Below are 10,296 nucleotides of genomic sequence, written 5' to 3' on the forward strand. Positions count from 1 at the left end.
TCAGGCCAGGGCCGACTGCAGGCGCGCGAGGCTGCGCTCGCGGCCCAGCAGCTCCAGCGACTCGAACAGCGGCGGGCTGATCCGCTTGCCGGTCACGGCGACCCGCACCGGACCGAAGGCCACACGGGGCTTGAGCTCCATGCCCTCGATCAGCGCCACGCGCAGCGCCTCCTCGATGGCGGCGGTCGACCACTCGTGCAGCCCCGAGAGGGCGTCGTACGACGCCTGGACGACGCCGCGGCCCGTCTCGTCGAGCAGCTTGGCGACGTCGGCGGGGTCGCGCTCGAAGTCGGCCTCGTCGACGAACAGGAAGCCGAGCATCGGCGCGGCCTCGGTGAGCTTGTTGATCCGTTCGGCCACCAGCGGCATCGCGAGCTCGAGCATCTGGGCATCGGGGTCGGTCACCGGGTCGCCCACGACGCCTGCGTCCTTGAGGAAGGGCAGCACGCGGTGGGTGATCTCGTCGATCGACAGCAGCCGCATGTGCGAGGCGTTGATGGCCTCGGCCTTCTTGAGGTCGAAGCGCGCCGGGTTGGGGTTGACGTCCTTGATGTCGAACTTCTCGACCATCTCGTCCAGGGAGAAGACGTCACGGTCCGCCGCGATCGCCCAGCCGAGGAGGGCGAGGTAGTTGAGCAGCCCCTCGGGCAGGAAGCCCTGCTCGCGGTAGAGCGCCATGTGGGCCTGCGGGTCGCGCTTGGAGAGCTTCTTGTTGCCCTCGCCCATGACGTAGGGCAGGTGGCCGAACGCGGGCGTCTCCTTCGCGACGCCGAGCTCCTTGAGCGCGTCGAAGAGGGCGACCTGGCGGGGCGTGCTGGAGAGCAGGTCCTCGCCGCGCAGCACGTGGGTGATCTCCATCGTGGCGTCGTCGACCGGTGCGGTCAGCGTGTAGAGCGGGTCGCCGTTGGCGCGGCACAGCGCGAAGTCGGGGACGAACTCGGTCTCGAAGGTGATGTCGCCGCGGACCAGGTCGTTCCAGGTGATCGACCCGTCGGGCATCCGGAACCGGACGATCGAGGAGCGGCCCTCGGCCTCGAAGGCCGACCGCTGCTCGTCGCTGAGCTCGCGGCAGAAGCCGTCGTAGCCCATCACCTTGGAGCCGCTCGCCTTGCGGCGCGCCTCGACCTCGTCGTTCGTGCAGAAGCAGTCATAGGTGTAGGACGACTCGCGCAGCCGGGTGAGCACGTCGGCGTAGATCTCGGTGCGCTCGGACTGGCGGTAGGGACCGTGGGCACCGCCGACCACGACGCCCTCGTCCCAGCTGAGGCCGAGCCACTGCATGAGGTCGATGAGCGAGTCGTAGGACTCCTCGGTGTTGCGCGCCTTGTCGGTGTCCTCGATGCGGAAGACGAAGGTGCCGCCGTGGTGGCGGGCGAACGCCCAGTTGTAGAGGGCGGTGCGGGCCAGGCCGACGTGGGGCGACCCCGTCGGGGACGGGGCCATGCGGACGCGGACGGGGGTGCTCCCGGGGGTGCTCATGCTGGTGCTCACGCTCTCTGGGCGACGGGGTTGGTCAGGGAACCGATGCCGGCGACCGAGATCTCCACCTCGTCGCCCACCTCCATCGGCCCGACACCCTCTGGGGTGCCGGTCAGGATCAGGTCGCCGGGCAGCAGCGTCATCACCGACGACACGTGGGCGACGAGCGTCGGGACGTCGAAGATCATGTCGGCGGTCGAGCCGTCCTGGACGACGTCGCCGTTGAGGAACGTCTGCACCTGGCGGCCGTCGATGAAGTCCTGCGGGTCGAGGTCGGTCTCGATCCACGGGCCGACCGGGCAGAAGGAGTCGAACCCCTTGGCGCGGGTGAACTGGACGTCGGATCGCTGCAGGTCGCGCGCGGTCACGTCGTTGGCGATGGTGTAGCCGAAGATCACGTCGGTCGCCTGCTCGGCGGGCACGTCGCGGCAGATCCGACCGATCACCACGGCCAGCTCGCCCTCGAAGTGGAGGTTGCTGGTCTGCGAGGGGTAGAAGATCGGGTCGCCCGGGCCCACCACCGAGGTGTTGGGCTTGAGGAACATCAGCGGCTCGCTCGGCAGGTCGTTGCCCATCTCGGCGGCGTGGGCGGCGTAGTTGCGACCGATCCCGACGACCTTGCTGCGCGGGATGATCGGCGCGAGGAGGCGTACGTCGCTGAGCCGGTGCTCCTCCTCGAGCAGCTTGATCCCGGCGTACAGCGGGTCGCCCGCGAGGGCCACCACCACCGAGTCGTCGGCCGGCTGGCCGAACTCGTCGACCTCACCGGTGACGACGCCGAACCGAGGCTCCTCGCCCGTGCTGAACCGACAGATGCGCATGCGCCGAGGCTATCCAACCGTGCGGAGCCGGGACGACGTCGGGAGTCCGTACCCGGCGGGCGGACGCCCTCAGTGGCCGGCGGCGCGGTGCAGCGCGGCGAGGCTGGAGGCGACGTCGTCGACGGTCGTCGACCAGTTGCTCACGCTGACCCGCAGCACGGCCTGCCCGTGCCAGCGCGACCCGGTCGTCCAGGCCGTCCCCTCGCTGAGCATCGCCTCGACCACGGCCCGGGTGCGGTCGTCGTCGCCGAAGGAGGCGCACACCTGGGTGAAGTCGACGTCGTTGAGCACCTGCGCGCCCTCGATCGCGGTGATCCCCTCCGCGAACGCCGCCGCGTGGTCGCAGAAGCCGTCGACCAGGTCGGCGACGCCGTCGCGTCCCAGCGCGCGGAGCACGGCCCACACGGGGAAGGCGCGGCCGCGGCGGCTGATCTCCGGCACCTTGTCGAACGGCTCGCCGGCGACGTCGTGGATGAGGTAGTCGCCGTGCATGCCCATGGCGGCCCGCAGGGCGGCCCGGTCGCGCACGATCGCCAGCCCGCAGTCGTACGGCACGTTGAGGGTCTTGTGGGCGTCGGTCGCCCAGGAGTCGGCGCGGTCGGCGCCCGCCATGAGGTGCCGTCGGCGCGGCGAGGCGCCGGCGAAGAGCCCGAATGCGCCGTCGACGTGCACCCACGCCCCCGCGTCGTGTGCGGCGGCGATGGTCGCGTCGAACGGGTCGAAGGCCCCGGAGTGGACGTTGCCGGCCTGCAGGCAGACCACCGTGGGACGGCCGTCGCCCGCGTCGAGGGCTGCCGCCAGCGCGGCCGGCTCGACGCGTCCCTGGTCGTCGACGGCCACCGGCTCGGGCGCACCGAGGCCGAGGTAGCGCAGGCTGAGGTCGATGGTGTCGTGGCGCTCCGCCCCCACCAGGACGCGTACGCCCGGCGAGCCCACCAGCCCGCGCTCGGCGACGTCCCAGCCGGCTCGGCGCAGCACCTCGTCGCGACCGGCGGCGAGGCAGGTGAAGTTGGCCATGGTGCCGCCGGTGACGAACCCGACGGCGCTGCCCGCGGGGAGGCCGAGCAGGTCGACCACCCACGCCTCCGCCACGTCCTCGATCGCGGAGTGGGCGGGGGTCAGCACCCGCAGCCCGGAGTTCTGGTCCCACGCGCTGACCAGCCAGTCCGCGGCCAGCGCAGCCGGGTGGGTGCCGCCGATGACGAAGCCGAAGAACCGTCCGCCCGGCATCGCGGTCAGCCCGGGCTCGCACGCCTCGGCCAGCTCGTCGACGACCGCGACGGGATCGGTCGGGCCGTCCTGGAGGCGCCGGTCGAGCCGCTCCAGCATCTCCTCGGCCGTCATGGCCGGCGGCACCGGCCGCGCCGCGAGGGAGTCGAGCCACCCGAGGGCGTGAGCGTGCGCACGGTCCAGCCCGGCGGTGCGGTCCATCTCGGCAGTGTGCTCCAGGCACGAGCCCACGTCGAGTGCCGTCGAAGCAGCCCGGGCCGCTCCCCCGCACTAGCCTTGGCGCAGTGCGCGTGCTGTCGACCTCCGAGTGGCGTCCCCTCGCCGAGGCCCACGCCGCACGCGTCGACGACTTCGTCCGGCCGCACCTCGCCCGTCGCGCCGACCAGGTGAAGCACCCGGTCCACGACTTCCTCTTCACGTACTACTCCCAGCGCCCCGCGCACCTGCGCCGCTGGCACCCCGGTTTCGGGGTCGCGCTCGAGGACGCGGATGAGCACGCGAGCCTCAAGGGCTACGCCGGTGACCCGGTCGCCGTCACCGCGGCGTACGTCGCCTCGCAGCGCCCGCTGCTCACCCAGCTGCACTCATTGCTGACGGCGACGGCCGCCCGCCCGCCGCAGCTCGGCTGCTTCGGCCTGCACGAGTGGGCGATGGTGCACCGCTCGGCGGAGCACGGGACCCGGCACGACTGGCCCCTCCGCCTCGGTCCCGAGGGCACCGACGCGGTCGTCGAGTCGCACCGCATCGCCTGCTCGCACTTCGACGCCTTCCGCTTCTTCACCCCCACCTCCCGCCCGCTCAACACCCTGCAGCCGGGGCGCGACGACCGGCCGGCGTTCGAGCAGCCCGGTTGCCTGCACGCGGGCATGGACCTCTACAAGCACGCCTTCCGGCTCACGCCGATGGTCCCCAGCGAGCTGGTGGCCGACTGCTTCGAGCTCGCGCGCGACATCCGGGTGCTCGACATGCGCGCGGCGCCCTACGACCTCGCCGACCTCGGCTTCGAGCCGGTGCGGATCGAGACGACGGAGGGCAAGGCGGCGTACGTCGAGGCGCAGCGAGGGTTCGCGGAGCGCGGGGCTCCCCTGCGGGCCCGGCTCGTCGCCGAGTGCGAGCGGCTGCTGGACGCCACGCCTTAGCCGAGGTCGGGGTCGGGGTTGTCGGGATCGGGGTCGACCGGCGGCTTGTCGGGGTCGAGGCAGACCCACTCCGAGACGTCACCGTGCTCGTCGTGCACGCGGACGCAGGGCAGCTTCGGCCGGTCCGCACGCACCTCCACGGTGACTCCCGGGGACGCCGTGAAGCTCTCGCCGGCCACCTCCACCGACTCGCCGGGCGACAGCTCGACGGGGACGGACTGCCCCGTCACCTGCACGTTCTGGCTCTGCAGCCACAGCATCTCGGCGCGGTCGGCGTACATCGGCTTGACGCGGTCGAGGACCGAGTCCAGCGCCACCGCGACCGGGAAGGCCAGGGCGAACAGCAGCGCGGTCGCGATCCAGACCGCGACGCTCGCCGTGAGCCAGGCCGGGCGGGTCAGGGCCATCAGAACTCGTAGCCGAAGGCCTCGACGGTGTCGGCGAACACCGTCGCGACCCGTTCCTTGGACGCGGGGGTGTAGAGCTCGCGGTAGTGGCCGGCCGGGCGCGCGTTGCCCTTGGCGCGCGGCAGGTCGGGCTCGCCCGGCAGCCCGAGGTGCTCCCACACCTCGCGGAGCTCGTCGTCGAGGTTCTCGTAGCGCAGCACCCGGTCGAGCGCCATCTTGCCGCGGATGCGGTAGAGCCGGCGGTTGTTGGCGAGCTGCTCGATCCAGATCTCCTGGACGTAGGTCTCGAAGTCGGGCAGCGCGGGCCGGTCCTTGTACTTCCAGTAGTAGAGGGACACGACGGCGTCCCACGGGTTCCGCTCGATCGCGAAGGTGAAGTAGTCGGCGAACACGTCGGCCCCGACGAGGTCGCGCGTCGCCTTGGCACCCATGTGGTTGTAGGCCTTGCGGGGCTGCGGCGGCGACTCGAAGTTCTGCGGGGCACGACCACCGGCGGCCTGCCGCAGCTTCTCGTCCTCGGGGCTGATCTCGGTGATGACGTCGTCGGGCCCGCACACCTTGGACAACGCGATCTCCACGCTCGTGCCCGCTGTCTTGCGGGTCTTGAGGAAGATGAAGCGGTGCTGGTGGGACGCGATCACGGGGACGACCCTATCCGTCCCGCCCTCTCCCGTGGCACGACTACGGTGGGCGCCGTGACCGAGGCCCAGGTAGCGAACGGCAGGCACTTCCGCGGCGACGACTGGTACGGCGACGACCTCGGCGCCGCGCACTTCGTCGAGTGCACCTTCACCGACGTCGACCTGTCGGAGACCACGACGTCCGGCGCCACCTTCGAGCGGTGCACCTTCCACGGCGGTCGCTTCAACGCCTCGGTGCACACCGCGACGGCCTTCGTCGGGTGCGACTTCCGGCGCACGTCGTTCTTCGACGCCACGCTCGACGGCTGCAAGCTCGTCGGGTCGGTCTTCGCCGAGTGCACCCTGCGCCCCCTCACAGTGGCGGGCGGGTCCTGGCTCGGCGTCACGATGCGTGGCGCCAACCTCTCGCGCCTCGACCTCACCGGCGTCGACCTGCGCGAGGCCGACCTGTCGATGTCGGACCTGACGCTGACCACGCTGGCCCGTGCCCGCCTCGACCACGCCGTGCTGCGGCAGGCCAAGCTCGACCGCACCGACCTGCGGGGCGCGAGCCTCGACGGCGTGGACCTGCTCACCGCCGAGCTCAGGCGGACCCGGCTCGACCTGGCCGGCGCCGTGCTGCTCGCGGAGCTGCAGGGCGCGGACGTCGACACCTCGGCCTAGGCGAGCCGCGCCCGCAGGCCGTCGATGACGAGGTCGAGGCCCAGGTCGAAGTCGGGCAGCGAGTCGAGCGAGCGCTCGACGGCACCGAGGCCCACGGCCTGGCGGGCGGTCTGCTCCTCGAAGGCGTGGCCGAAGACGTAGTGGACCAGGGTGCGCGACGCGACGGCGACGAGCTCGTCGGGGACGTCGGCATCGGCGAGGACCTTCTCGATCTCCGCCACCGGCGCCGCGGCGCCGAGGCCGAAGGCCCACACCGTCGCGACCACGTCGGCGCCGTCGGTGCAGGCGAGCATCGCGTGCCGGAGCTCCGAGCACACCTCGCGCAGCTGGTCGGGCCACTCCGACGCCGTACGCGGTCGCGCACCGCGGGCGAGGATCTCGTCGGCGACCGCCGCCAGCAGGGCCTGCTTGCTCGGGAAGTGGTGGTAGATCGCGCTCGGCTGGACCCCGAGCTCGGCCCCGAGCCGGCGCATCGTCAGCGCCGAGAGGCCGTGCGCGTCGAGCAGGGTGACGGCGTGGGCGAGCACGTCCGCGCGGCGGTGCGGCACGACGTACCCCCTCCCTCTCCGACGATCGCGACGCCTGCCACCGCGGTTGACGCGGCGTCCCCACGACCCTAACCTGAACGCCGTTCAACTGATCACCGTTCAGGTAGAGGAAACACCCCATGAGCACTCGCCGCAACCCCGGCACCGACGTCGCCCTGATCGCCGCCTTCGCGGCCCTCGTCGCGGTGTGCGCGCTGCTGCCTGCCATCAAGGTCGCCGGTCCCGTGCCGATCACCCTGCAGACCTTCGCGGTGCTGCTCTCGGGTGCGGTGCTCGGCATGCGACGCGGCTTCCTCGCCGTCCTGCTCTACGTCGTCGCGGGCGCCGCCGGGCTGCCGATCTTCTCCGGCGGCGCCGCCGGCCTCGCCGTCCTCACCGGCCCCACGGCCGGCTACCTCATCGGCTTCCCCCTGGCGGCCGGGCTCTGCGGCGCGATCGTCGAGCGGCTCCCCCGCCGCACCCTCGTCAGCCCGGTCGCGATCTTCTGCGCCGGGCTGATCAGCTCGGCGCTCTGCATCCACACCCTCGGCATGGCCGGCCTCGTCCTGCGCGCCGACCTGACGTGGGCCCAGGCCTGGGACATCGACAAGATCTTCTGGATCGGCGACGTCCTCAAGAACGTCGCCATGGCGCTCGTCGCGACCGCGGTGCACCGCGCCTTCCCGGGCATCCTCGACCGCCCGGTTGCGCCGGCGCCCGCCGGGCAGGGACAGCCCGAGGGCACGCCCACCGCGTGAGCGGGATCCTCCTCGAGCAGGTCACCGTCTCGGTCCCGACCCAGGACGGCGAGCGCCGCATCCTCCACGAGACGTCCCTCGAGCTGACCGAGCGCCGGGTCGCGCTCGTCGGCCCCAACGGCTCCGGCAAGTCCACCCTCGCCCGGCTCCTCAACGGTCTCGTCCCGGCCACCACCGGCCGGGTCGTGGTCGACGGCCTCGACGTGGCGCGCGAGGGCCGGGAGGTACGCCGCCGGGTCGGCTTCGTGTTCACCGACCCGGCCGCCCAGCTCGTGATGCCGACCGCCCGCGAGGACGTCGCCCTGTCGCTGCGGCGCACGCACCGCGACAAAGCCGAGAGGCTCGTCGCCGCCGACCGGGTCCTGGCCGACTTCGGGCTCGCTGGCTTCGGCGACCGCAGCGTGCACGGGCTGTCCGGGGGCGAGGGGCAGCTGCTCGCACTGGCGGGGGTGCTCGCCACGGGGCCGTCGATCCTGGTGGCCGACGAGCCGACGACGCTGCTCGACCTCGGCAACAGCCGCCGCATCGGCGAGCTGCTGCTCGGCCTGGAGCAGCAGCTCGTCGTGGTCACGCACGACCTCGACCTGGCCGAGCGATGCGACCGGGTGCTCCTGGTCCGCGACGGCAGGGTGGAGCGCGACGGCTCCCCGGCCGACGTCATCGGGCACTACCGGGCGACCGCATGACCGGGTCGTCCACCAGATGAGCGCCCAGCTCCTCGGCCTCCACCAGCCCGGCACGACGTGGCTCCACCGGCTGCCCGCCGGCGCGAAGCTGCTCGGCCTGATGGTTGCCAGCCTCGTCGTGGTCCTGGTCCACGGCCCCGCGTCGGCCGTGGTGTTCGTCCTCGTCGCCGCCGGCCTGGTGGTGTGGTCGGGCGCGCGCCTGGGGTTCACCCTGCGCGCGATGCGCTGGCTGCTGGTGACCGCGGCGATCCTCGGCGGTTGGACCGTCTGGCAGAACGGCTGGCCGCGCGCGGTCGAGGTCGTCGGCGACCTGGTCGCCCTCATCCTGCTCGCCACCACGCTGACCGTCACGACGCCGGTCGACGAGGTGATGGACGCGGTCGCCCGCGGGCTGCGTCCGCTGCGCCGCGTCGGTGTCGACCCCGAGGCGGTGGCGCTGGCGTTCTCGCTGATGCTGCGGGCGATCCCGACGACCATCGGGCTCGCCGAGGAGTCGCGGGACGCGGCCGTCGCCCGCGGGCTCGAGCGGTCGCCGCGGGCGCGGCTCATCCCGTTCGTGGTCCGCGTCGTCGCCCGGGCGCACGACACGGGGGACGCGCTCCACGCGCGCGGGATCGGCGACGACTGAGCCCCGACGTCAGCCCAGCCGCTGGTTGAGGAACCAGCGGTGCCCGAACGGGTCGCGGAACACCGCCACCCGGCCGGCCGGCGGGCTGTCCTCGGGTCCGCGGTCGAGGGTCACGCCGGCCGCGACCACCCGCTCGCACAGGGCGTCGACGTCGGTGACCTCGAGGTGCAGCGAGACAGCGGCACCGCGCGAGGGGTCCGGCGCGGCGACACCGGCCGACCCGAACTCCGCCGACATCATCCAACGGCCACCATCCACCGCGAGCTCCACGTGGCCGATCCGGCCGTCGTCCATCACGATCGGGTCGAGGACCACCTCGGCGCCCAGCACGTCGACGTACCAGTCGATCGCCCTGCGGGCGTCGGCGACGCAGAGGTAGGGCGTCAGCTCACCCATGCCGTCCACCTCACCAGCCGGGCGGCCGGTTGTCCACCCACGCCGCCCCGCGGTCGACGTACGCCTGCTCGACCTGGGCGGCGACGGAGAGCAGGAGCTCCTCCTCGGCCGGTCGCGCCGCGACCATCACGCCGATCGGGAGACCCTCGTCGGTCCAGTGGAGTGGCAGCGACATCGCCGGCATGCCGGTGACGTTCCACGCGCTGGTCCACGGCGTGAACGCCTTCTGGGCGGCGAAGTCCCCCGCCGGGTCGGCGTCGTCGCGCAGCGCGCCGACCTCGACCGGCGGGCTGGCGAGGGTCGGCGTGAGGACGACGTCGTACGGTGCCAGCGCGGCGAGGGCCGCCGCGGCGTGCTGCCGGAGCCGCCCGATCGCGAGCCCGAACTCCGGCCCGCTGACGGCGTGGCCGAGGCCGCCGAGCCAGCGGGTGAGCGGGCGGAGCCGGTCCTCCCGGCCCGGGGGTGCGGGCGAGAGCGCGGTCAGCACCGCCCAGCAGGTCTCGAAGTCGGCGACCGCCTCGCGCGGGATCGGCACCGGCACGTCCTCGACCTCGTGGCCGAGGGCCTCCAGCAGCCGCGAGGCGTCGTCCCACGCGGTCACGGAGGACGGGTGGACGTCGACGTCGGCGATGACCGGGGTGATGAAGCGCGCGACCCGCAGCCGTCCCGGCTCGCGGTCGCAGGCGTCGAGGAAGCTGCCCGACGGCTCGGGCGCCCAGAACGGGTCGCCGACGCGCCGGCCGGCGAGCACGTCGAGCAGCGCGGCGGCGTCGCGCACGCTGCGGGCCAGGGTGCCGGCGGTCGCGAGCCCGACCGGGTCGCCGTAGCGGGGCGCGCCGCTGATCCGTCCGCGGGTGGGCTTGAGCCCGACGAGGCCGCAGCACGACGCCGGGATCCGGATCGAGCCGCCGCCGTCGGAGC

13 protein-coding genes are annotated in these 10,296 nt (G+C 73.0%); 5 read left to right on the forward strand and 8 right to left on the reverse strand.

The features are described from left to right. The 3 genes from gltX to ACXJKB_RS21315 form a co-directional block, all read right to left on the reverse strand. Positions 1-1,479, reverse strand: coding sequence for a glutamate--tRNA ligase (gene gltX, locus ACXJKB_RS21305; protein WP_457191982.1), 1,479 nt, complete (start codon positions 1,477-1,479; stop codon positions 1-3). A gap of 8 nt (positions 1,480-1,487) precedes the next feature. Next, entirely contained in the window at positions 1,488-2,300 is an 813-nt protein-coding gene (locus ACXJKB_RS21310) for a fumarylacetoacetate hydrolase family protein (protein ID WP_457191984.1), read from the reverse strand. A 69-nt stretch (positions 2,301-2,369) separates the two neighbouring features. Then, positions 2,370-3,731: a pyridoxal phosphate-dependent decarboxylase family protein gene (locus ACXJKB_RS21315; protein ID WP_457191986.1), complete on the reverse strand. Its 1,362-nt coding sequence runs from the start codon at positions 3,729-3,731 to the stop codon at positions 2,370-2,372. A gap of 83 nt (positions 3,732-3,814) precedes the next feature. On the opposite strand from ACXJKB_RS21315, the gene ACXJKB_RS21320 reads away from it, so the two are divergent. After that, a complete protein-coding gene (locus ACXJKB_RS21320) occupies positions 3,815-4,669 on the forward strand; it encodes a 3-methyladenine DNA glycosylase (RefSeq protein WP_457191988.1) in 855 nt (284 codons plus the stop codon). Here the strand turns inward: ACXJKB_RS21320 and ACXJKB_RS21325 are convergent. Together ACXJKB_RS21325 and ACXJKB_RS21330 are read right to left on the reverse strand one after the other, a co-directional pair. Beyond that, entirely contained in the window at positions 4,666-5,076 is a 411-nt protein-coding gene (locus ACXJKB_RS21325; protein ID WP_457191990.1) for a hypothetical protein, read from the reverse strand. The genes ACXJKB_RS21320 and ACXJKB_RS21325 overlap by 4 nt on opposite strands. Beyond that, complete coding sequence (locus tag ACXJKB_RS21330; protein WP_457191992.1) at positions 5,076-5,717, reverse strand: sulfotransferase family 2 domain-containing protein; 642 nt, start codon at positions 5,715-5,717, stop codon at positions 5,076-5,078. Before ACXJKB_RS21330 ends, ACXJKB_RS21325 begins: the two co-directional genes overlap by 1 nt. 54 nt (positions 5,718-5,771) lie before the next feature. On the opposite strand from ACXJKB_RS21330, the gene ACXJKB_RS21335 reads away from it, so the two are divergent. Continuing rightward, positions 5,772-6,380 carry a pentapeptide repeat-containing protein gene (locus tag ACXJKB_RS21335; RefSeq protein ID WP_457191994.1) on the forward strand — a complete coding sequence of 203 codons (609 nt, stop codon included), beginning with the start codon at positions 5,772-5,774 and terminating at the stop codon, positions 6,378-6,380. Here ACXJKB_RS21335 and ACXJKB_RS21340 read toward each other — a convergent pair. Further along, positions 6,377-6,928: a TetR/AcrR family transcriptional regulator gene (locus ACXJKB_RS21340; protein ID WP_457191995.1), complete on the reverse strand. Its 552-nt coding sequence runs from the start codon at positions 6,926-6,928 to the stop codon at positions 6,377-6,379. The two genes, ACXJKB_RS21335 and ACXJKB_RS21340, sit on opposite strands and share 4 nt — an antisense overlap. A gap of 119 nt (positions 6,929-7,047) precedes the next feature. On the opposite strand from ACXJKB_RS21340, the gene ACXJKB_RS21345 reads away from it, so the two are divergent. Genes ACXJKB_RS21345 through ACXJKB_RS21355 form a run of 3 tightly spaced genes read left to right on the forward strand, consistent with a single transcriptional unit; the run spans position 7,048 to position 8,979 of the window. Continuing rightward, positions 7,048-7,665, forward strand: a complete 618-nt coding sequence (locus tag ACXJKB_RS21345) for a biotin transporter BioY (protein WP_457191997.1) — start codon at positions 7,048-7,050, stop codon at positions 7,663-7,665. Further along, on the forward strand, positions 7,662-8,351 hold the full coding sequence (locus ACXJKB_RS21350) for an energy-coupling factor ABC transporter ATP-binding protein (RefSeq protein WP_457191999.1): 690 nt from the start codon (positions 7,662-7,664) through the stop codon (positions 8,349-8,351). The genes ACXJKB_RS21345 and ACXJKB_RS21350 overlap by 4 nt, the downstream gene beginning before the upstream one ends. Before the next feature lie 16 nt (positions 8,352-8,367). Next, complete coding sequence (locus ACXJKB_RS21355) at positions 8,368-8,979, forward strand: energy-coupling factor transporter transmembrane component T family protein (protein WP_457192001.1); 612 nt, start codon at positions 8,368-8,370, stop codon at positions 8,977-8,979. A 9-nt stretch (positions 8,980-8,988) separates the two neighbouring features. On the opposite strand, the gene ACXJKB_RS21360 is transcribed toward ACXJKB_RS21355, so the two are convergent. Both ACXJKB_RS21360 and ACXJKB_RS21365 read right to left on the reverse strand, forming a co-directional pair. Further along, positions 8,989-9,375 carry a VOC family protein gene (locus ACXJKB_RS21360; RefSeq protein ID WP_457192003.1) on the reverse strand — a complete coding sequence of 129 codons (387 nt, stop codon included), beginning with the start codon at positions 9,373-9,375 and terminating at the stop codon, positions 8,989-8,991. A 10-nt stretch (positions 9,376-9,385) separates the two neighbouring features. Beyond that, positions 9,386-10,296 (reverse strand): amidase (locus tag ACXJKB_RS21365; protein WP_457192005.1); only part of this gene is annotated, 911 nt, incomplete at its 5' end.

The sequence above is a fragment of the Nocardioides sp. P5_E3 genome, from assembly GCF_054049275.1.